This window comes from Halosimplex salinum (assembly GCF_003730195.1).
Taxonomy (GTDB): domain Archaea; phylum Halobacteriota; class Halobacteria; order Halobacteriales; family Haloarculaceae; genus Halosimplex; species Halosimplex salinum.
Map to the genome: position 1 here is coordinate 63,476 of NZ_QWGG01000012.1, position 19,468 is coordinate 82,943.

A 19,468-nucleotide genomic window follows, 5' to 3' on the forward strand; every position below is an offset into this window, starting at 1 on the left:
TGCTGAGAGCATGAATCTGAGAGACTCGGTCCTCAAACTGTTCTCGGGGAGTATCGTTCTCGCGCTCATCGAGTTCGGTGCGATCGCCGGCTTCACGCAGGCGCTCGGCGCGGGCGCGATGGGCTCCTTTTTCGTCTTCCAGGCGGTCGTGGGGATGCTCGGCATCCCGATCGACGTGGGGATCTCCAAGGCCACCGAGAAACAGCTCTCCGCGGACGAACCGCACGGGGAGGTGATGACCACCGCCGCCCTCGTCAAGGTGGTACTCTTGCTCCCGTGGGTGGTCGCCCTGTTCCTTGCCGCGCCGTACGTCGAGCAGTACGTCGGCGTCGACGGTGTCGTCCCGCTCGTCGTCCTCGGACTGCTGGTCGCACAGGGGCGCGGGCTGTCGCTCCGCCTGCTCGCGGGACAGCTCCGGGTCGACCAGAACGCGCTGCTGAAAGTGATCGGCAAGGTCACCTGGGTGGTCAGCGGGGCCGTCCTGATCTCCCTCGGGTGGGGCGCGATGGCGATCATCGCGGCGTTCATCCTGGGTCGATTCGCGACGATCCTCGGCGCGCTCGTCCGACTGGACCTGGCGGTGAGCCGGCCGACCGTGAGCAGGGCGCGGAGCCTCGTCGACTTCGGCCGCTACGTGTTTATCGGCAACGTCGGCGGCTTCGTCTACCAGTGGATGGACGTGGCGATCCTCCGGCTGTTCGTCCCCGTGTCGATGGTCGGCGCCTACGAGATCGCCTGGCGCGTCGCGTCGGTGGCGATGATGCTCACCGAGGCGATCCGCACGTCGCTGTTCCCCAAGATCTCCCAGTGGCACGCCGACAACGAACTCGGGGAGATCGAGTCGGCCTTCGAGCAGTGGCTCCAGATCCCGCTGTACATGACGATCCCCGCGTTCGCCGGGGCGGTGGTGCTCGGGCGGGAGGTGCTCGGGACGCTGTTCGGCGCCGACGTGGTCGTGGCGTACCCGGTCCTGATCGTCTTCATGACCGAGAAGATCCTCCGCTCCGTCCAGCTCGTCCTCGGACCGTCGCTGTTCGCGATGGACAAACCGACGCTGGGCTATCGCGGGAGCGTCGCGGCCATCGTCTCGAACCTCGTGTTGAACGTCGCGCTCATCCCACAGTTCGGGATCATCGGGGCCGCCGTCGCGACCACGCTGAGCGCCGCGACGGCCGCCATCGTCGCGATCAACTACGTCAACCGGTTCGTCGACATCATCGTTCCCTGGCGGCGGATCGCCTGGAGCGTCGCGTCGGCGACCCTCATGGCCGTCGCCGTCGCCGCGCTCCGCCCCTACCTCCCGACGGGGTGGCAGCGCGTCGCCATCGGCGTCACCGCCGGCGTGGCCATCTACCTCGCGCTGTTGCTCGCCAACGACGGGATCCGGCTGGAGATGTGGGGCGCCATCGAGGACGTCACCGGCTCGTCGCCGTGAGCGCGGTGTCAGTCCGTGCCGCGAGCGCGGAGTCAGTCCGTACCGCGAGCGGTCGACTGCTCTCCGATCGAGGCACGGTTCGCGCTCGCCTCAGCCGTGGTATACGGCCTATTCCACGTCTTCGAGCCTGAGAACAGGTATCCGCTCGTGCGGGCGCGCGGTTAGTCCCGGTGATCGGCGCCCGTAGTCAGATCATTACAATAGGAGCATGCGGGGTGGATAGGGGTGTGAACGGGCACGAATGTAGACCGTGTTTGAGGGGTTCGAACCATCCGGGCGGCCGGAACAAACGCATACATCGGCGACTCGCGTCGGCCGGCGTCGCGAGCCGGTGGCTACGGTCGGTGTTCCGATAGATGGTCCGAACGCTTCAACTGGTCACGTCTCGCAGACCGTTTTTCGAACAGCAGGTCGAGGTTCTCGAACGCAACGGAGTGTCGTGTACGGTCGTCCCGGTACCGGGCGGGACCCGCGACCGCTCGCTCGCGGACTACGTCCGGTTCTACGGCCGGGTCCTCGAGGCGTCGATGGGCCCCGACTTCGACCTGGTCCACGCGAACTACGGACTGACCGCGCCCGCGGCGCTGGCACAGCCGATCAGGCCGGTCGTCCTCTCGCTGTGGGGATCGGACCTGCTCGGCCCCTACGGGACCGTCAGCCAGCAGTGCGCCCGGTTCGCGGACGAAGTCGTCGTCATGTCCGAGGAGATGGCGGCGGATCTCGACCGCGACTGCGCGGTCGTCCCGCACGGGATCGACACCGACCGGTTCGCCCCGGCGCCCCGTGACGAGGCGGTCGCCGAGGTCGGCTGGGACCCGGACGCGAAGCACGTCCTCTTCCCCTACGACCCGTCGCGCGCGGAGAAGAACTACCCACGCGCCGAGCGCGTGGTCGACCGGACGCGCGAGCGGGTTGCGGACGGCGTCGAACTCCACGCGGTGTCTGGCGTGCCACACGAGCGCGTGCCGACGTACATGAACGCCGCCGACGCGATGCTCCTCCCCTCGGAGCGCGAGGGGTCGCCCAACGCGGTCAAGGAGGCGCTCTCCTGTAACCTGCCGGTCGTGGCGACGCCCGTCGGCGACGTGCCGGACCTGCTCGACGGCGCCGACTGCTCGCACGTCAGCGATACCGACGAGGGGCTCGCCGACGCGCTCGCGTCGGTGCTCACGTCGACCGAGGCCCCGAACGGCCGCGAGCGAGCGCGAGAGTTCGGACTCGAACGGATGGGCGAGGGGCTCCTCGGCGTCTACGACAGGGCCCTCGACAGGGGGGTGACCGCCGCATGAACGTCCACCCAACGGCCTGGCTCCGGAGTGGTCGCCTCGACGTCCTGATGGCCGCGGTCGGCCTCGTCATCGGGGTCGGCCTGCTCCCGCTGGCAGTGCTCTCCTCGGAGGCGTACGTTCAGACGGTCCCGCCTGTCCTCGTGGCCGCCTGTGCGGTGTACCTGTATTCGACCCGTCGGGAGACGTCCGCGAGCCGGGACCGGTTGACCGTCGGCGGGAGCGGCGTCGCCGCCGCCGAACTGACCGGTATCGGACTGGTCGCGGTCGCGACCGCGGCGGCGCTGGCCGGCACGCGGACGCTCCTGGTGATCCTGCTGGCCGGCGCGGTCGGCGCGTTCATCCTCCTGCAGATCGTCTTCCTCTCCGACGAGGCGCTGGACGAGCGGCTCGTGCTGGTCCAGATACTGGCCCACGCGTTCGTGGTCAGGTTCGCCGGGCTGTTCACGACGCCGGGGTTCATCGGCGTCGACAGCTGGACGCACGTCACCCAGTACGCGGCGCCCGTGCTCGAGGCGGGGTCGCTGGCGCCCATCTCGGACGTGAAGTACTACTTCGCGCCGTTCCACCACCTGACGAACGTCGTCGGGACGGAACTGCTGGGCGTCCCGCTACGGCTGAGCCTGTATCTCGTGCTCGGGAGCGTCCTCGTCTTCGGGGTGTTGCTCGTGTACGGGACGGCGCGCTACTTCGTCGACCTGCGGTGGGCGCTGTTCGCGACGGGAGCGTTCGCGATGACCGACCAGGCCATCCGCTGGGGGATGCACGTCATCCCGACGAGCCTCGGGCTCGTCTTCTTCCTCGGGGTCGTGTTCTCGGTGACGCGACTGCTCCACGCCGAGACGACGCGAGCGGACTGGGCGATGCTCTGTGGCTTCATCGTCGCGGTGTCGCTTACCCACCAGGTGTCCGCGTTCGTCTCGCTCGTGTTCATGGGGTCGGCGGTCGTCGCGCAGGTGCTCGTCGGCCACGTCGACTGGGCGATCCCGGCCGACCACCGCACCACCAGCGGCAACCTGACCGCTCCCACTCGCGACGGCAGCGAATCGGGCGACCCGATAACCGACGGCGCGTCCCGCACGCTCGCGGACACGGTCCCGCTCCACGGCGTCTTCGCCTTCCACCTCGTGTTCACGGGCGCGCTCTGGGCGATCACGCCCTGGAGTGGCGAACGGTTCCTCCCGCGGATCGTCGCGCTGTTCTGGCTGACCGTCCAGCGGTCCGCCGGGTTCCTCAACCTCGTCCCCGAGGAGAGCGGCGGAGCCGCGGCCGCCGGCGGCACCCAGGCGGTCACCGCACAGCTGGCCGGCTACATCGACGCGGTCGGCTTCCTCGTGTTGCTGTTCGCCGCGCTGGTCGGGAGCTTCGCGCTCGTCCGTCGCCACCGGTCGCCCCAGGCCTCACACACGGTCGTCGTCGCCATCGCGGTCATGCTGTTCTTCTCGCTGGGCCTGCCGCTGTTCGGGATCCGAACCTTCCTCCCCGGCCGGTGGTACGCCTTCGCCTACGCGCTGATGGCCGTCGTCGGCGCCGCCGGTCTGCGTTACGTCGGACTGGAGTTCTCGACGCGCGCCGTGGCCGCCCTGCTGGTGGTCCTCGTGCTCGTGTTCCCCTTCGCGATGGTCGCCGGCAAGAAGGCGACCCTCGACGACCCGACGTTCGACGAGCAGTGGCCCAAGTACTCCTACACGGAGTCGGAGATCGCCGCGATGGGGACCATCGGCGAGACGACGCCGGGGAGCGAGGACGCGCTCTTCACGGACCACCCCTACCGGACGGCGTTCGAGAGCAGCGGCGCGTTCTTCGGAGCGACGATAAATCTCACCAGGGTGGACGGGACGGACCCGCCCTACGACCGGGTCGTCTACCGGGACTACCAGTCCTCGGGAGCGCCCCAGTTCACGATCGAGAAAGGGGTCGTCGTGACCCGGCAGGTCTCACGCGACCAGATCTGTCCGGAGTCGAGCAACGTCGTCTACCAGAACCAGGACGCGGAACTCTGCACGCGTTCGGGGGCCTGATACCATGAGCTTCGAAACAGACACCGGGCGACGCAGCCTCGTCGACCTCGCGGTCGTCGTCGCGCTGGTCGTCGCCTTCGACGTCGTCGTCGCACTGGCCGTCGACCTGCCGGCGCTCCGACTCGCGCTGGGCCTGCCGGTACTCCTGCTGGCGCCCGGCTACGCGGTCGTCGCCGCGCTGTATCCGCGCGGGACCGCTCGCGCCGACCCGAGTCGCCCCCGTGCGGCGTCGACACCGAGTCGCGGCGCGCCGGTCGACACGATCAGCACGCCCGTTCGGTACGGGCTCTCGGTCGTCGCGAGCGTCGCGGTCGTCGCGGGCGTCGCGCTCGCGATCAACTTCAGCCCGTGGGGAATCCGCGCGGTCCCGTTGCTGGTCGGGATCACCGCGGTGACCGTCGTCGCCGCCGCGGTCGCGGGCTACCGCCGGCTGGCCGTGCCCGCGCATCTCCGGTACAGCCCGTCGGTCCCGTGGCGGGCAGTCGCCGGTGCCGCCCGCCCGCGGCTCTCGGTGACGTTCTTCCTCGGGGTCGTGTTCGTCGCGAGCGCCGTCGGCGCGACGGCCGTCCTCGCCACGAGCGACACCGTCGCCAACGGCCCCGGCGAACAGTACACGGAGTTCGCCGCACTGACCGACAACGGCTCCGGCGAGTACGTCACCGGCAACTACGTCGACACCGTCGACGCCGGCGGGTCGCTCTACTTCGAACTGGCGAACTCGGAGGGCGAGCGGCGGGACTACACCGTCGTCCTCGTCCGCGAGACGGTCACCCGCGAGGACGGGGCTCTCGTCGTCCAGGACGCGGTCGAACGCGACCGCCTGCGGACGACACTCGCCGACGGCGCGACCGAGCGCCTCGAATACGAACCGGACCCGTCGGACGGCGAGGACGCCGAACGGCTGCGGGTCTACCTCTACCGCGGCGACGCGCCCTCGGTCCCGTCCGAGGACTCGGCCTACCGGAGCCTCCAGGTCTGGTACGACGACCCGCCCACCGAACCGGACGAGGACGAAGCCGGCGAATAGGTCGCCGCTTCGAACCCCTCGACGCTCCGCTGACACGCGGCTCTCCGTTTTCCGCTGACGCTCTTCTCTCCATCCACCGCCGACGCGCGGCTTTTCAGATTCCGTCGACGCGCTCCGCTCCCTCAGTTCTCGACGGCGTCGGCCGGGTCGACGACCTCGCCGGTCGCCGGCGTCACGCCGACCTGGTCACACAGGTCAGCGAGCGGGCACGCCTCGGGGTCGTCGAGACACGCCGGCTTGCGCGCGGAACAGTACTCGCGACCGAACTGGATCATCGCGGTGTGGCCGAAGCCGCACTTCTCGGCCGGGACCGCCCCCTCCAGCGCCTCGCGGACGCCCTCGTGGTCGGCGTCGGCGGGGGCGAGGCCCATCCGCCGTGCGATCCGGTGGACGTGCGTGTCGACGGGGAAGACCCCGCCGCGGCCGCCGGAGAAGAGGAGGACGCAATCGGCAGTCTTGGGACCGACGCCGTTCATGTCGAGCAGTGCGGCCCGAACCTCGTCGGGGTCGCCCGTCTTGACGAACTCGTCGAAGCCCGCGGCACCGCCGTACTCCTCGCAGATCCGCTCCGCGAGCGCGACGATGCGTTCGGACTTCGTGTTGTACAGCCCCGCCGAGGAGATGGTCTCGGCGAGTCGCTGCTGGTCGGCGTCGGCGAGTGACTCCGCGAGGTCGGCGTCGGGCTCACCGTACCGGTCCATCAGCGCGTCGTGTGCGGGCTGGCTCGCCACGTCGGAGGTGTTCTGGCTCAGAATCGTGCGGACGAGACACTCGAAGCCGTCCCGGCCGCCGTAGGCTTTCTGCCAGTACATCTCGCCGAGTCGGTCGACGACGGCCTCGGCGCGACTGTCGGCCTCGCCCGGTTCGAAAGCCGCCGCCTCACCGCCACCGGCGTCGCCGCCGCTGATGTTGCGGTCGGGTTCCGGGTCCGCGTCTTCGCTCATACCGGGAGTGCGGGACCGAACCCACATAACGGCACAGTTCTGTTCGCACCGGCCGGAACGTCTATGGCCGGTCCGGGCGCAGTGTGACGGATGCCGGTACAGCCGAACGTCGTCGAACGACTCGCGATATACCGGTTCGACAGGGCGCCGTCGGCGATCGTCGACGTACTCGACGCGGGGAGCTTCTACGCCGTGGCGCTGGCTCACGATCTGGACGTGTTCGCGACGCTCGACCGACCGCGGTCGGTGGGGGAACTCGCCGCCGAAATCGACGCGGACCCGGCGGCGCTGGGCGACCTGCTCCGGGTACTCGCGGCGAACGGATACGTCGAGCGAGACGGCGGCGCGTTCGTCCGGGCGGCGACGACGGAGCGGTGGCTCACCGACGACGGGGCGGCGAACCTCGCGCCGTGGTTCACGTTCTGGCGGGACGTGGTCTTCCCGTTCTGGAACGAGTATCTGGAGACGGCGGTCCGCGAGGGCGGGCCGCCGCTGACGCTCTACGAGTGGCTGAACGACGACCCGGACCTGTGGCCGACCGCCCAGCGCGGGTTCCGCGCGGTCGCGACGCTGCTCGCCGATCCCGTCGTCGACGAGGTCGATCTCCCGGGTGGGGCGACGACGCTCCTCGATCTGGGCGGCGGCCACGGCCGCTACGCGGTCGAACTCTGCGAACGGAACCCGGGACTGTCGGCGGTCGTCTTCGACCATCCCGACGCGCTGGCGGTGGCCGAGACCGAGATCGGCGACCGCGGCCTGGCCGACCGGATGGAGACGCGGGGCGGCGACTACCGCACCGACGACATCGGCGAGGGCTACGACGCGGTCCTGCTGTTCAACGTCCTGCACGGGCACGACGAGGCGGAGGTGCGGGCGCTGTTCGAGCGAGTCCACGACGCGCTCGCGCCCGGCGGCCGCGTCGTCGTCCTCGACCAGTTCCGGGGCGGCGGGCGGATGAACGTCGGTCGCGCGGCGGTCGCACTCGTCTCGCTCACCTATCGGGCGACGCTCGGCCGCGGCGTCCACGACGCCGACGCGGTCGCCGACTGGCTCCGCGCCGCCGGGTTCGGCGCGGTCGAGCGCACGGGCCTGCGGCGCGACCCCGGGAGCGAACTGCTGCAGGCGACTCGCGAGTAAGGCCTCACGCGGGGTCGACCCGGAGAGTGAGCGTCGCGTCGGCGCCGTCGGCCAGCGCGTCGACCAGATCCCTATCGACGTCTGCGGCCGCGCCGTCCGCGCCGACCATCACGGTCCGGTCGTCCACGTAGTCGCTCGTGCGGATCACGTGACTGCGCTCGTTCTCGAAGGAGAAGCCCGGGTGGCCGCGACCGGTCACCTCGTGGACGTGGTCGTCGGCCTCGATGGTCGCGGTGACGGTCGCGCCGTGGGCCTGACAGGCGTCGAGAAACGCGTCGGAGAAGTCAGCGGGGACACGGTCGGCCTCGATGGCGAGGATACAGTCGCCGGCGGGCGTGAGGAAGTCGTCGCTGGTGAACTCGAGTGTACTGACGTGCTCGGCGGTGACGTTCTCGTGGCCGTGCGCGCGAACGACCTCGACGAGGGCGTCGTCGGACTCCTCGTCCGTCGCGGCGTCGTCGGTCATGTGGAAGCGTTCGGACGCCGCTACTTCAGGGAGTCGAAGTCCGGCGGGCGGTCGCGCGGCGGCGCGACCGTCTGCTCACTCGTCCGGGGCGGCGACGGTGACGGTGACGTGACCGCAGTCGCACTCGTAGGCGCGTCGCTCGCCGGCCTCGGTGCGGAAGACGAGCATGCACGAGCCGTCGGTGAGCTTCCGCGAGCAGTTCGCCGCTTCGCACCGGCACACGATCTCGCTCAACATATCTCGTCGTTCGACCCGCTCACATATCAATGCGAGCAGTACCCTGAGTGAAAGTGTAACCGCAGGACTGCGGTGGGGCGACACCTCACGTACAGCGGTTACGAGAGCGGAAGTAAAGCGGCCGATCGGGCACCGGTCGCTCCGGTGCCGGGTCGTCCTCGACCGTCCGACGTAAAGGATATACCATCAGGGAACGCGGACGTTGGTATGCCGAGTGAGTGGAGCGGTGCGGCGGTCGACCCAGACGGCGGCAAGCCCGCGCCCAGAGAGTGGCACGACGTCGAAGTGCCCGGGCGCCCGGCCGAGTTCGCCGGCGAGGACCGGGTCGCCTACCGGACCGTCTTCGAGGACCCGCGCGGTCCCGACGACGCGCTGGCCCTGCTGGAACTCCGCGGACTGTACGCCGACGCCGACGTCTGGCTGAACGACGAACTCGTTGCCGAGTCCGACGCGGTGTTCGAACCGGTCGAGGTACCGTTCGAACCCGCCGACGAGAACGAACTCGTCGTCGAGTGCCGGGCGCCCGAGGACCGCTTCGGGGGGATCCACGCGACCGACCGGATCCCCGAGCGCGAGTCGGTGCCGGGGATCTGGTGGGGCGTCGACGTGACGGCCCACCCGGACCCGTTCGTCGTGGACGTCGACCTGACGCCGCGAGTGACCGACGACGGGGCGGTCGTCGACGCGGCGGTCGAGGTGTACACGACGGAGCCGCTGGACGACCGGCTCACGCTGACGACGAAACCCGCGGGCGAGCGACGCGGCCGCGGGATGATGGACCGGGCGAGCGTCTCCGCCGGGGCGGGCGAGCGGGCCGTCGCCGAACACGCCATCGAGATACGCGACCCGTCGCTGTGGTGGCCCCGAGAGCTGGGCGCCCAGCACCGCTACGAGGTGCGCGCGAAACTGGACGACGCCGTTCGGACGGCGACGACCGGCATCGCGACCGTCGAACAGACCGACGAGGGCGGCCTCCGCGTGAACGGCGAGGACGTACCCGTCCGGGGCATCGCGCTCCAGGACGCGACGGTCGCCGACGTCGAGCGGGCCGTCGAGGTGAACGCGAACCTCGTGCGCGCTCACGCACACGCGATGCCCGAGGCGGTGTACGAGGCCTGCGACGAAGCGGGACTCCTCGTCTGGCAGGACCTTCCGCTGACCGGGCCGGGCGTCTTCGACATCGCGCGCGGCCAGGACCTCGCCGAGCGACTGGTTCGGACCGACGCGCATCACCCGAGCCTCGCGGCAGTGGGCGTCCACGACGAGCCGACGGCGACGTTCGCCGACCGCGTCGGGTCAGGGCTGGTCGACCGGCTGCGCTTCCGGTATCGGGTCTGGCGGAGCGACTACGACTGGGGGCCCGCCGAGGAGGTCGGGGAGGCGGTCCCGGACGGGGTGGCCGTCTACACCGTCGTCGGCGAGCCGGGGACCGACCCCGACGCCGCGGCGCTGTACCCGGGCTGGGACTACGGCGGCGTCGAGGACCTCGACTGGGTGCGCGAGCGCTACGACCTGGGCGGCGTGGTCGGGGAGTTCGGCGCGGGCGCGCTCCCGGACGGCGTGGACCCGGACGACGACGTGGACCTGGCCGGGTTCGACGCGGCGAAACACGACGCGGTGGTCGGGAGCGACGACCCCGAGGCCTCGCAGGCGTACCAGGCCGAACTCGTCCGCGGGATCGCGGAGCGACTGCGGACCGACGGCTCGTCGGTCGTCGTCGCCAGTGCGCTCCGTGACGCCGGCGACGCGGGGATGGGCGTCTACGCCCGCGACGGCTCCCCCAAAGCGGCGGTCGACAGCCTCGCGACGGCGTTCGAGCCGGTCCAGGCGTTCCTGGTCGGCGCCTCGCCCGGCGAGTGCGACGTCGTCGTGGCCAACGACGCGCCCGAATCCATCTCCGGGACGGTCACCTGGGCCGCGGGCGGGGAGGGGGGCGAGATAGACGTGACCGTCGACGCCGGTGCCCGGAGCGCGGTCGAGACCGTCTCGGTGCCGAAATCCGCCGATTCGGTGGATCTCACCCTGCGGGTCGGCGACGCGAGCGTCGAGAACGAGTACCGTTTATAAGGACGGGCTACCGTGTGGTAGTGTCTGACGTGGCGTTCTCGGCCACGTCGGGGTGTGAGAGAGGCACACGGCTCATCGGAATATTTAAACAAGGGGACCCACAAGTGTCTGGTACCAGAACGTCTCCGGCGTTCAGGCTGTATCGCACTTCGACCAGCATGACAGGACACCCTTGTTGTCGGCGTCAGCCACTCCGTAGCGGTGGGCCTGTCTCTCGCCGGAGCGGGTATGGCATAGAGGTACAATTATGGCAGACTCGATAGACGAATCCAAGAACGTAGCGGTAACAGACGACGATCTCGAGAACAAATCCAAAGGCGAGCTCATCAAGCTCGCCGGGCAGCTTCGAGACCGACGAAACGAGCTCAACCAGATGGCGTCCGAGCGGGCGTCCAGCCGAGACGACCTCAACGCGAAGACGCGCGAGAAGGTCGACGAGGCCCAGGAGCACCGCGAGAAGCGCGACGAGCTCAACCAGCAGGTCCAGGAGCACAAGGAGAAACGAAACGAGCTCAACGCGGAGGCCAACGAGCTCTTCGACGAGGTCGAGGACAAGCGAGACGACCTCGAACTCGACGAGGGCAAGGACATCGAGCAGCTCGAAGAGGAGATCGAGGACCTCGAGTTCAAACAGCAGACCGAGGTTCTCTCGGCCGAGGACGAGCGCGAACTCATCGAGGAGATCGAGGAGAAGCGCGAGAAGCTCGCCGAGAAACAGGAGAAGCTCAACGAGGGCGGCGACCTCGAAGCCGTCAAGGAGGAAGCCGAGGAGATCCGCTCTGAAGCCTCCAAGCACCACCAGAAGGTGACGGAGCTCGCCGACGAGGCCCAGGAGCACCACAACCAGATGATCGAGGCCTACCGCGAGGCCGACGACATCCGCGACGAGGCCGACGAGATGCACGAGAAGTTCGTGGAGGCCCAGGAAGCGGCCGACCAGCACCACGAGGACTTCGTGCGCGTCCAGAAGCGCCTGCGCGAGCTGGACAAGAAGGAAGAAGAGGAGGAGCGCGAGGCGCGCCAGGAGAAGGAAGAGGCCGCCCGCGAGGAGGCCGAGGAGATCTACCAGAAGTTCAAGGAGGGCGAGACCCTCGACACCGAGGACCTCATGAAGCTCCAGAAGACCGGCCTGCTGTAAGTTCTGCGACGCTTTCTGCGGTTTTCCTCGTCGCGTAGCGGCGCCGCTCTTCCGAACGCCCCGCGCCACGGCGAGCGCCCCCGTGCTTTTTGGCCGCGCGCGGTGAGAACTCGGACATGGATCGGGGGGCGGACCGGTGCTGTTCCCGGCGGGCAGTCCTGCGGAGCGGGCTCCTCGTCGGCGCCGGAGGGCTCGCCGGATGCTCGCTGTTCGACGACCCGTCGAGCGGCGAGTCCAGCGTCACGCCGGTGCCACTCGACACGGCGACGGGGACGGCGGAACCGGTTCCGTCCCGGTCGCCGCCCCCCACGGCGACAGACGACGCATCGACGGCAGAGGGTGTGGGTGGACCGGAGCAGACGGTTTCGGTGGGGACACCCGCGCCGGCCGACGGGTGGCGGACGCTCCAGGCGAACGACGCGCGCACGGGCTGGCGGCCGGACGCCGTCGGCCCGGACGGCCCAGTCGAACCGGCGTGGTCAGTCGACCTCGGCGGGGAGATCCGCGGGTCGGTGACAGTCGCCGAGGGCGTCGCGTACGCCGGCAGCAAGGCGGGGACGCTCGTCGCGGTCGACGAAGCGACGGGGGAGGAACGCTGGCGGTACGAGGCGAGCGCCGAGGTGCGAGCGACGCCGACGGTCGGAGACGGGCGGGTCTACTGCGGCGACGAGAGCGGGCGACTGGTCGCGCTGGACGTCGCCGACGGCGGCGAGCAGTGGTCGTTCGGGGTCGGGACGGAGTCCGACGGGCCGGGGGCTGCGGCGATTCGAAGCGGGCCCGTTCTCGCCGACGAGACGGCGTACGTCGGTGGGACCGACGGGTTCGTGTACGCCGTCGAGACGGCGGAGGGGGGCGAGCGGTGGGCGGTCGACGTGGGCGGGTTCCTCGGTGTCGTCGCGCCGGTCGCGGTCGCCGGCGGGCGGGTGTTCGCCGGGAGTTACGCCGGTCGGCTGACCGCGCTCGACGCGGCGGACGGCTCGGAGCGCTGGCGCTACGAGGGACTGGGGGAGACGCGCACGTGGTCGGGGCCGACAGTCGCTGGCGGCGTCGTCTACGCCGGCGGGGTCCCGAGCGGCGTCTTCGCCGTCGACTCGCTCGACGGGACGGAGCGCTGGCACGTCGAGACGGCGGCACCCGTCTTCTCCTCGCCGGCCGTCACGGACGAGACGGTGTACGTCGGGACCGACTCGGGGACGGTGCTGGCGCTCGATTCGGCGGACGGGACGGAGCGCTGGCGGGTCGACGCGGGCGGTGCCGTCACCGCTTCGCCAGCCGTGGCCGGCGGTGCAGTCTACGTCGGGAGCGACGCCGGCGCGGTGCTGGCGCTGGACGCTGGCGACGGGAGTGAGCACTGGCGGTTCGAGCCCGGCGACGCCGTGCGGAGTTCGCCCGCGGTCCTCGGCGGCCGCGTCTTCGTCGGGACGGACGGTGGACGGGTGTACGCGCTCGAGACCGACGGCGAATGAGGGGAGTGCAGATACGTCGGGTTCGGTCAGGCGGTCTCGGGGATAGGGTCGGCGAGGACGACCGCTTCGCCGTCGATGACGGTCTCGTCGTCGGCGTCGCTGACGGTCGTCGTGAGCCGGTAGCGGTCCTCGTCGAGTTTCTCGACCACCTCGCACTCGGCGGTGACGCGGTCGCCGATGTCGACCGGGCCGAGGTAGCTGACCTCCTGTGAGAGGTAGACGACGAGGCCAGGGAGACGGGCCAGCGCGGCGCTGACGACGCCGGCGACGAGAGTCCCGTGGACGATCCGTCGGCCGAAGCGCGTCCCGCGGGCGTACTCGTCGTCGAGGTGGAGTCGGTTCGTGTCGCCGCTCGCGTCGGCGAACGCGCCGACCTCGTCCTCGTCGAGCGGTTTCGAGAAGCGGACCACGTCGCCGACGTCGATGTGGGACTCGTGGCCGACGTACTCGAACTCCCAGTCGGCCTTCTCGTAGGCGGTGTCGGCGCGTTCGGTCTCGCGGACGAGGTCGTCGCCGCCGTCGGCGTCCGGTTCCGGGCGGCGGACGTGCGGGAGGTGGTTCGAGAGGCGGGTCGTCGTGACGATGCCGACGAGCGTGTCGTCGTCGTCGACGACTGGAAGCGCCTCGATCCCGTAGGACCGGAGTCGGCGGGCGGCCGCGACGATCGACTCGTCGGTCGACGCCGTGTGGACCGGGCTGGACATCACGTCGGCGACCGAGAGCGCCGCGGGGTCGCAGTCCCGGACCAGCATCCGCACCGCGTCGGATTCGGTGAGGATACCGACGACCGAGTCGTCCTCAACGACCACGACCGACTCGATACCTGGGACGTCGAGTTTGTCGACCGCGGTCGTGGCGTCCGCGTCCGGCGGGACCGTCTCGACTGTCTCGTCCATGAGTTCCGTGACGCGCGGTGGGCGGAGCATCGTGTCGGCCGTTCGATCGGACGCCCCTTGAGAATACTGTCGCTACAGGCGAGTGGATTCGGGATACCTCGATCCAGCGGCCGACAGCGCGACCGGGCGATTCGCGCCTACACCGTAGCGAACGGTCCCGACGCGTCCTCTCGACCCTGTCAGTCAAGCCCGTCGAGCCCTAACGGCGGACGATGGGCCGACTGCCGGAACTCGAACCGCCGCCACGGGTGGTCGACGCCTCCCTGCTGGCGGCGGTCGTCCTCTTGCTCGCGACGGGTGCCGTGAGTCTCGTCTCCGGCCGGCCGGCTGGCGCGTGGGTGTTCGACGTCCACGCCGTCGCGGGGCTGGCGACGGTCGTCCTGCTGGCCTGGAAGCTCCGGCGGGTTCGACACCGACTGAGGCCCGGGGCGCTGGACCCGACGCGCCTCGTGTCTGGCTTGCTGGGCGTCGTGGCGACTGCGGCGCTGGCGACCGGCGTCTGGTGGGTGGTCGGCGGCAGTCTCGACCTCGGCCCGTGGGGACTGCTGAACCTCCACATCGGGCTGGGCCTGCTGGTCCCGCTCTTGCTCGTCGTCCACCTCCGACAGCGGTTCGCGCTCCCGACGCGACGGTCGGTGACGGACCGCCGGAACGCGCTCCGGTACGCCGCGCTCGTCGGGTCGGGCGCGGTCGTCTGGCGGGCACAGGAGACCGCGAACGACCTGTTCGACACCGCGGGCGCGGAGCGTCGGTTCACTGGTTCACGCGAGGAGGGGAGCGACGAGGGGAACCGTTTCCCGGTCACGTCCTGGGTCGCGGACGACCCCGACCCCGTCGACCGGGACGCGTGGTCGCTGACCGTCGACGGGCGAGTCGAGGAGTCGTTCTCGCTGGGCGCCGACGCGGTGTTCGGGGAGGAATCCGGTCCCGTCGGCGACGAAACCCGTCCGACCGGCGACGAGGAACGGGCCCTGCTCGACTGCACCAGCGGCTGGTACTCCGAGCACGACTGGCAGGGCGTCCGCGTCGGCGACCTGCTCGACACTGCGGGCCCCGAGTCTGGGGCGAGGTGGGTGCAGTTCCGCTCGGTGACCGGCTATCGATGGAGCCTCCCGCTCGACGAGGCCGGGGACGCGCTGCTGGCGACCCACGTCGACGGCGACCCCCTCACCCACGGCCACGGCGCGCCGATGCGACTGGTGGCGCCCGGCCGCCGCGGCTTCCAGTGGGTGAAGTGGGTCGAGTCCGTGCGCGTCACCCGGCGTCGCGAGGTGGGCGAGGCGCTCGCCGTCTTCGTCAGCGGCGTGGACGGCTGAGGTACGTCGGCAGCCGCTCCGGCGTCAGAGCAACGTCGCCAGGGTTCGGAAGTCCGGCGCGCTGAGGTCCTCGGTCGCCGCGTCGACGTGGACCGTCTCGAAGCCGTGCTCCCGGGCGCCGTCGACGTCCGGCTCGCGGTCGTCGCCGACCATCACGTACGTCTCCGCGTCCACGCGATCCTTCGCCGCCTCGTAGATGTCCCGGTCGGGCTTCGTCGCGCCGATATCGGGGTCGTGTGAGGCGACTCTGGCGTCGAAGCGGTCGAGCAGTCCGATCTGTTCGACCTTGCCGAACTGGACTTCCGGGACGCCGTTGGTCAGGACCCCGAGCGTGTGGTCGTCCGCGAGTTTCTCGACGACGGTCTCGACGCCGGGGACCGGTTCGACCGCCTCGAACTCCGCGGTGACCAGTGCGTCCGAAAGTGTTCGGGGGTCGGCGTCGGTCTCGAATCGGTCACACACGTCCGCGAACGCGCGGTAATAGGGGTCCTCGACGAACTCGCCGAAGTGGTGGAAGAAGCGTTCGTCGTAGTGAGTCAGCCAGTCGGCGTCCGGGTCGACGTCCGCTCGCTCGAAGGCGTCGGCGAGGATGTCGCCGTAGTCGCCCGGCCAGCGGACGAGCGTCCCGTCCACGTCGAAGAAGATCGCTGCCATGTGCGACGATGGTCGGACCGCGTCAAAAAGGTGACCGAGCAGTGAGAGCCAGTGGCGCGGACCGGGAGCGAGCGCTACTCGTCGGGGTCGATCGGCTTGCCTTCTCTCGTGGGTGGGGCGACCTGGTCGATGAACGTCTCCGCGTCGGGGTCGTTCACGCGCACGCGGACGTGGAGTTCGCCGAGTTCGTCGGGTTCACCGACCGCGAAGTTCACGACTTCCTGGAAGGCGGCCTGTTTCTTCAGGTCGAACGAGAAGGTGTCGCCCTGCAGGTTCTCGAAGAAGGCGCCGCGGGCGGTGTCGAGGATCTCCTGGCGGTGGAGACACTGGGAGAAGTGCTCCATGTCGTGGGCGGTGGCGACGATCTCGCCGTGCTGGTGGTCGACCTCGGCGCCGGGAAACAGGTTGGTGACGGCGTCGGCGACTCTGTCGGTGACCTCGGTGTCGTTGACCGGTGCGGTGATCTGTACGTCGACGCTGTAGACGGTGCTCATGGGTGGACTCCGTAGCTGGTCATCGTTCGTCCTCGTTCGCGATGGCGTCGGGACCGTCGGAGAGCAGGCGCTCGACGGTGCTCTGGAAGGCTTCGAGCGAGGCGTCGTTGGCGACGGTGACGTCGGCCATCTCCATGGCCTCGCCCATGCCGAAGCTGAGCTCGCGCTCGTCGCGTTCGTCGAGGGACTCGCCGCCTTCCTCTGCGGTCGCGTCGCGGCCGCGGAGGTCGAGACGTTCGGCGCGGAGCGCTCTGGGAGCGTGGACTTCCACGAGGGTGAACTCGTCGCCGAAAGCGTCGACGAAGCGGTCGACCTCGACGTCCGATCGGATGCCGTCGACGACGACGGTGTCGGCGTCGCTCAGGTGGTCCTCGATCATGGGGAGCGACGCCTCGGCGATGGCGCCCGGGCCGTTCTCCTCGCGGAGCGTCCGGGCCATCTCGCCGTGGTGGGTGGCGGGGTCGAACCCGCGGTCGCGACAGGCCTGGCGGATCACGTCCCCCATCGTCACGACGGGGACGCCCAGTTCGCGTGCGACCGCCGCCGCCTCGCTCTTCCCGCTTCCGGGCAATCCGACGATCCCGATGACTGTCATCGCCGGACCTACTGCCAGGCCGCGCATAAGGACTGCGTTGTCCGCCGTGGGGAGCAGGACCGCACCCGACCGCGAGCGACTGCGGGGGAGGGTCGATTTAAAGAGGCGAGCACACTCGGCCGAACTGCATTACCGCTGGAGTCCCTACGGACTGGCGATGGCAACTCAGGACGCCGCGGACGGGGCGGAGGGGTCGGGTGCGGAGGCGCTCCGGGAGTCGACGCCCGGTGACCGGCCGCCCGGGCCCGACGGTCTGCCGCTCGCCGGGAACACGTTCCAGTTCCTGCGGGACCCGCTGGAGTTCTACGACCGCTGTAGCGCGTACGAGGACGACGTGGTCACCTATCGCGTCGCCACCAGCGACGGCGTCATGCTCAAACACCCCGCCGACATCGAGCGCGTGCTCGTCACCGACGACGCCGACTACCGCCGCGCCTCGATCATCCGCAACGCGCTCGGCCAGATCGCCGACGGCGGCCTCTTCCTCATGGAAGGGGAGGACTGGCAGGCCCACCGGACCGCCCTCCAGCCCTCGTTCTACCGGGACCGCATCGAGACCTACGCGGACATGATGGCCCGGTTCGCCGACGAACGGGCCGACGAGTGGCGGGGCCGTGACACTGTCGCGGTCAGCGAGGAGATGCGGACGCTCACGCTCGAGATCCTCGCGAAAACGCTGCTCGACGTGGACATCCGCGGGCAGGAGTCGGCCATCCGCGACGCCGCCGCGGCCATCTCCGAGCGCTTCGACGCCGGGTCGCTCTCGGCGTTTCTGCCGCTGTGGGTGCCGACGCCCGTCAACCGCCGCTGTCGGCGGGCGGTCTCGCAGTTCGACGAGTCCATCGCGGAGATCGTCGCCGAGCGCCGCGCCAGCGACGGCGAGTTCGACGACCTCCTGTCGATACTGCTCGACCTCGACCTCGATGGGGACGGGGACGGGGGCGGACTCGACGAACGGGCGATCCGCGACCACCTCTTCACCTTCCTCTTCGCCGGCCACGAGACGACCGCGCTGACCCTCTCCTACGCCGCGTTCCTGCTCGCCAACCACCCCGAGAAGCAGGCCCGTCTGCACGAGGAACTCGACGAGGTGCTCGGCGACGGGAGCGAGGGGAGTTCCGCCGACGCGACCAGACCGAGCGCGGCGGACCTGTTCGAACTCGACTATCTGGGTCAGGTCGTGGACGAGGCTCTGCGTCTCTACCCGCCCGCGTACACGGTCTTCCGGGAGCCGACTCGCGACGTGGAGATCGGTGGCTACGAGATCCCCGCGGGGTCGACCATCTCGCTCCCGCAGTGGGTCGTCCACCGCGACGACCGGTGGTACGACGACCCCGATAGCTTCCGGCCCGAGCGCTGGACCGACGACTTCCGCGACGACCTCCCGGAGTACGCCTACTACCCGTTCGGCGGCGGCCCGCGCCACTGCATCGGCATGCGGTTCGCGCTGATGGAGGCGAAACTCGTGCTCGGGACGCTCGCCCAGCGGTTCGCCTTCGAGGCGGTTACCGAACCGCCGCTCGACCTCTCCATGCAGATCACCCTCCAGCCCGAGGAGCCGATCGACGTGGGACTGCGCGAGCGGTAGCGAAGACACGATCGCTCCAGCCCCTCGAAAAGTGTTTGAGGCGTCGGTGACAAGACGGCGTATGCTCCGGTATCTCGCGTTGCTGTTGCTGGTGCCGTTGCTGGACTCGCTGTTCCTCGTCTTCGTGGCGACCCAGATCGGCGCCCCCCTGACGGTCCTCCTCGTCGTCGCGACCGCCCTCCTCGGCCTGCTGCTCGTGCGCGCCGAGAGTCGACACACTATCCGCGAGATACAGCGGAAGCTCGCCGTCGGCGAACTCCCGACCGAGGAACTGTTAGACGGCGCGTTCCTCCTCGTCGCCGGCGCGCTGACGATCACGCCCGGCCTCGTCACCGACGCCATCGGCATCCTGCTCGTCGTGCCGGTCACCCGCGCGCCCATCCGGTGGGTCGTCCGGGAGAAGGTCATCGTCCCGTACCTGGACAAGCGGAGCGGCGGGTTCGCCACCGGCAACGTCTACATCGGTGGCTTCCCCTTCGGCGGCGACGGACAAGGACCCGGCGCGGGGCCGGGACCGGGCCCCGGCGGCCAGGGCCCCGGTCCGGGCGGTGCGGGTCGAGCGAACGACGCCGCGTACGACCTTGACGACGACGCCTACGACGTGGAGTTCGACGACGACGGTGACGACCCCCGACCCGGTGTCGACTGAGCGGTGTCGGGCGGTCCGTTCTCCCTGTGGATCAGTCTCACAGAACCGCCAC

18 protein-coding genes are annotated in these 19,468 nt (G+C 70.0%); 11 read left to right on the forward strand and 7 right to left on the reverse strand.

What is annotated here, in order from left to right; genetic code table 11:
* The first annotated feature begins 10 nt into the window (after positions 1 to 10).
* The 4 genes from D1409_RS21520 (at position 11) to D1409_RS21535 (ending at position 5,769) form a co-directional block, all read left to right on the forward strand.
* A complete protein-coding gene (locus tag D1409_RS21520; protein ID WP_123539028.1) occupies positions 11 to 1,435 on the forward strand; it encodes an oligosaccharide flippase family protein in 1,425 nt (474 codons plus the stop codon).
* Between the two features lie 356 nt (positions 1,436 to 1,791).
* The gene (locus D1409_RS21525) at positions 1,792 to 2,724 is read left to right on the forward strand and encodes a glycosyltransferase family 4 protein (protein ID WP_123539029.1); all 933 of its coding nucleotides are present in this window, start codon (positions 1,792 to 1,794) and stop codon (positions 2,722 to 2,724) included.
* Positions 2,721 to 4,742: a hypothetical protein gene (locus tag D1409_RS21530; protein ID WP_123539030.1), complete on the forward strand. Its 2,022-nt coding sequence runs from the start codon at positions 2,721 to 2,723 to the stop codon at positions 4,740 to 4,742. The genes D1409_RS21525 and D1409_RS21530 overlap by 4 nt, the downstream gene beginning before the upstream one ends.
* Before the next feature lie 4 nt (positions 4,743 to 4,746).
* Complete coding sequence (locus D1409_RS21535; protein WP_123539031.1) at positions 4,747 to 5,769, forward strand: DUF1616 domain-containing protein; 1,023 nt, start codon at positions 4,747 to 4,749, stop codon at positions 5,767 to 5,769.
* Positions 5,770 to 5,891: 122 nt separating this feature from the next.
* Here the strand turns inward: D1409_RS21535 and D1409_RS21540 are convergent, their stop codons facing one another.
* The gene (locus tag D1409_RS21540) at positions 5,892 to 6,713 is read right to left on the reverse strand and encodes an endonuclease III domain-containing protein (RefSeq protein WP_123539032.1); all 822 of its coding nucleotides are present in this window, start codon (positions 6,711 to 6,713) and stop codon (positions 5,892 to 5,894) included.
* Positions 6,714 to 6,803: 90 nt separating this feature from the next.
* Here D1409_RS21540 and D1409_RS21545 point away from each other — a divergent pair, with 90 nt between their 5' ends.
* Positions 6,804 to 7,850 carry a methyltransferase gene (locus D1409_RS21545; protein ID WP_123539033.1) on the forward strand — a complete coding sequence of 349 codons (1,047 nt, stop codon included), beginning with the start codon at positions 6,804 to 6,806 and terminating at the stop codon, positions 7,848 to 7,850.
* Between the two features lie 4 nt (positions 7,851 to 7,854).
* Here D1409_RS21545 and D1409_RS21550 read toward each other — a convergent pair whose 3' ends face one another.
* Both D1409_RS21550 and D1409_RS24920 read right to left on the reverse strand, forming a co-directional pair.
* Positions 7,855 to 8,316, reverse strand: coding sequence for a DUF371 domain-containing protein (locus D1409_RS21550; RefSeq protein ID WP_123539034.1), 462 nt, complete (start codon positions 8,314 to 8,316; stop codon positions 7,855 to 7,857).
* A gap of 75 nt (positions 8,317 to 8,391) precedes the next feature.
* Entirely contained in the window at positions 8,392 to 8,553 is a 162-nt protein-coding gene (locus D1409_RS24920; protein ID WP_164471840.1) for a hypothetical protein, read from the reverse strand.
* A gap of 207 nt (positions 8,554 to 8,760) precedes the next feature.
* Between D1409_RS24920 and D1409_RS21555 the strand changes: the two genes are divergently transcribed.
* The 3 genes from D1409_RS21555 to D1409_RS21565 all read left to right on the forward strand — a co-directional run bounded on the left by D1409_RS21555 (position 8,761) and on the right by D1409_RS21565 (position 13,224).
* Positions 8,761 to 10,620, forward strand: a complete 1,860-nt coding sequence (locus D1409_RS21555) for a glycoside hydrolase family 2 protein (RefSeq protein ID WP_123539035.1) — start codon at positions 8,761 to 8,763, stop codon at positions 10,618 to 10,620.
* A 247-nt stretch (positions 10,621 to 10,867) separates the two neighbouring features.
* Positions 10,868 to 11,758 (forward strand): coiled-coil protein, encoded by an 891-nt coding sequence (locus D1409_RS21560; protein ID WP_123539036.1) that lies wholly within the window; start codon positions 10,868 to 10,870, stop codon positions 11,756 to 11,758.
* Positions 11,759 to 11,874: 116 nt separating this feature from the next.
* Positions 11,875 to 13,224, forward strand: coding sequence for an outer membrane protein assembly factor BamB family protein (locus D1409_RS21565; RefSeq protein WP_123539037.1), 1,350 nt, complete (start codon positions 11,875 to 11,877; stop codon positions 13,222 to 13,224).
* A 26-nt stretch (positions 13,225 to 13,250) separates the two neighbouring features.
* Here the strand turns inward: D1409_RS21565 and D1409_RS21570 are convergent, their stop codons facing one another.
* The gene (locus D1409_RS21570; protein WP_123539038.1) at positions 13,251 to 14,150 is read right to left on the reverse strand and encodes a CBS domain-containing protein; all 900 of its coding nucleotides are present in this window, start codon (positions 14,148 to 14,150) and stop codon (positions 13,251 to 13,253) included.
* A gap of 182 nt (positions 14,151 to 14,332) precedes the next feature.
* On the opposite strand from D1409_RS21570, the gene D1409_RS21575 reads away from it, so the two are divergent.
* Entirely contained in the window at positions 14,333 to 15,436 is a 1,104-nt protein-coding gene (locus D1409_RS21575) for a molybdopterin-dependent oxidoreductase (protein WP_123539039.1), read from the forward strand.
* A 24-nt stretch (positions 15,437 to 15,460) separates the two neighbouring features.
* Here the strand turns inward: D1409_RS21575 and D1409_RS21580 are convergent, their stop codons facing one another.
* The 3 genes from D1409_RS21580 to D1409_RS21590 all read right to left on the reverse strand — a co-directional run bounded on the left by D1409_RS21580 (position 15,461) and on the right by D1409_RS21590 (position 17,179).
* Positions 15,461 to 16,090: an HAD family hydrolase gene (locus tag D1409_RS21580; protein ID WP_123539040.1), complete on the reverse strand. Its 630-nt coding sequence runs from the start codon at positions 16,088 to 16,090 to the stop codon at positions 15,461 to 15,463.
* A 74-nt stretch (positions 16,091 to 16,164) separates the two neighbouring features.
* Entirely contained in the window at positions 16,165 to 16,584 is a 420-nt protein-coding gene (locus D1409_RS21585; RefSeq protein ID WP_123539041.1) for an RNA-binding domain-containing protein, read from the reverse strand.
* 19 nt (positions 16,585 to 16,603) lie between these two features.
* The gene (locus D1409_RS21590; RefSeq protein WP_123539042.1) at positions 16,604 to 17,179 is read right to left on the reverse strand and encodes an AAA family ATPase; all 576 of its coding nucleotides are present in this window, start codon (positions 17,177 to 17,179) and stop codon (positions 16,604 to 16,606) included.
* Between the two features lie 157 nt (positions 17,180 to 17,336).
* On the opposite strand from D1409_RS21590, the gene D1409_RS21595 reads away from it, so the two are divergent.
* Positions 17,337 to 18,767 (forward strand): cytochrome P450, encoded by a 1,431-nt coding sequence (locus D1409_RS21595; protein WP_123539043.1) that lies wholly within the window; start codon positions 17,337 to 17,339, stop codon positions 18,765 to 18,767.
* A gap of 61 nt (positions 18,768 to 18,828) precedes the next feature.
* Positions 18,829 to 19,416, forward strand: coding sequence for an FxsA family protein (locus tag D1409_RS21600; RefSeq protein WP_123539044.1), 588 nt, complete (start codon positions 18,829 to 18,831; stop codon positions 19,414 to 19,416).
* Positions 19,417 to 19,468 lie beyond the last annotated feature (52 nt).

Excerpts from the sequence above, each read along its gene's own strand:
- D1409_RS21520 (WP_123539028.1), top strand. The coding sequence starts at position 11 with ATGAATCTGAGAGACTCGGTCCTCAAACTGTTCTCGGGGAGTATCGTT.
- D1409_RS21525 (WP_123539029.1), top strand. The coding sequence starts at position 1,792 with ATGGTCCGAACGCTTCAACTGGTCACGTCTCGCAGACCGTTTTTCGAA.
- D1409_RS21530 (WP_123539030.1), top strand. The coding sequence starts at position 2,721 with ATGAACGTCCACCCAACGGCCTGGCTCCGGAGTGGTCGCCTCGACGTC.
- D1409_RS21535 (WP_123539031.1), top strand. The coding sequence starts at position 4,747 with ATGAGCTTCGAAACAGACACCGGGCGACGCAGCCTCGTCGACCTCGCG.
- D1409_RS21540 (WP_123539032.1), bottom strand. The coding sequence starts at position 6,713 with ATGAGCGAAGACGCGGACCCGGAACCCGACCGCAACATCAGCGGCGGC.
- D1409_RS21545 (WP_123539033.1), top strand. The coding sequence starts at position 6,804 with ATGCCGGTACAGCCGAACGTCGTCGAACGACTCGCGATATACCGGTTC.
- D1409_RS21550 (WP_123539034.1), bottom strand. The coding sequence starts at position 8,316 with ATGACCGACGACGCCGCGACGGACGAGGAGTCCGACGACGCCCTCGTC.
- D1409_RS24920 (WP_164471840.1), bottom strand. The coding sequence starts at position 8,553 with ATGTTGAGCGAGATCGTGTGCCGGTGCGAAGCGGCGAACTGCTCGCGG.
- D1409_RS21555 (WP_123539035.1), top strand. The coding sequence starts at position 8,761 with ATGCCGAGTGAGTGGAGCGGTGCGGCGGTCGACCCAGACGGCGGCAAG.
- D1409_RS21560 (WP_123539036.1), top strand. The coding sequence starts at position 10,868 with ATGGCAGACTCGATAGACGAATCCAAGAACGTAGCGGTAACAGACGAC.
- D1409_RS21565 (WP_123539037.1), top strand. The coding sequence starts at position 11,875 with ATGGATCGGGGGGCGGACCGGTGCTGTTCCCGGCGGGCAGTCCTGCGG.
- D1409_RS21570 (WP_123539038.1), bottom strand. The coding sequence starts at position 14,150 with ATGCTCCGCCCACCGCGCGTCACGGAACTCATGGACGAGACAGTCGAG.
- D1409_RS21575 (WP_123539039.1), top strand. The coding sequence starts at position 14,333 with ATGGGCCGACTGCCGGAACTCGAACCGCCGCCACGGGTGGTCGACGCC.
- D1409_RS21580 (WP_123539040.1), bottom strand. The coding sequence starts at position 16,090 with ATGGCAGCGATCTTCTTCGACGTGGACGGGACGCTCGTCCGCTGGCCG.
- D1409_RS21585 (WP_123539041.1), bottom strand. The coding sequence starts at position 16,584 with ATGAGCACCGTCTACAGCGTCGACGTACAGATCACCGCACCGGTCAAC.
- D1409_RS21590 (WP_123539042.1), bottom strand. The coding sequence starts at position 17,179 with ATGACAGTCATCGGGATCGTCGGATTGCCCGGAAGCGGGAAGAGCGAG.
- D1409_RS21595 (WP_123539043.1), top strand. The coding sequence starts at position 17,337 with ATGGCAACTCAGGACGCCGCGGACGGGGCGGAGGGGTCGGGTGCGGAG.
- D1409_RS21600 (WP_123539044.1), top strand. The coding sequence starts at position 18,829 with ATGCTCCGGTATCTCGCGTTGCTGTTGCTGGTGCCGTTGCTGGACTCG.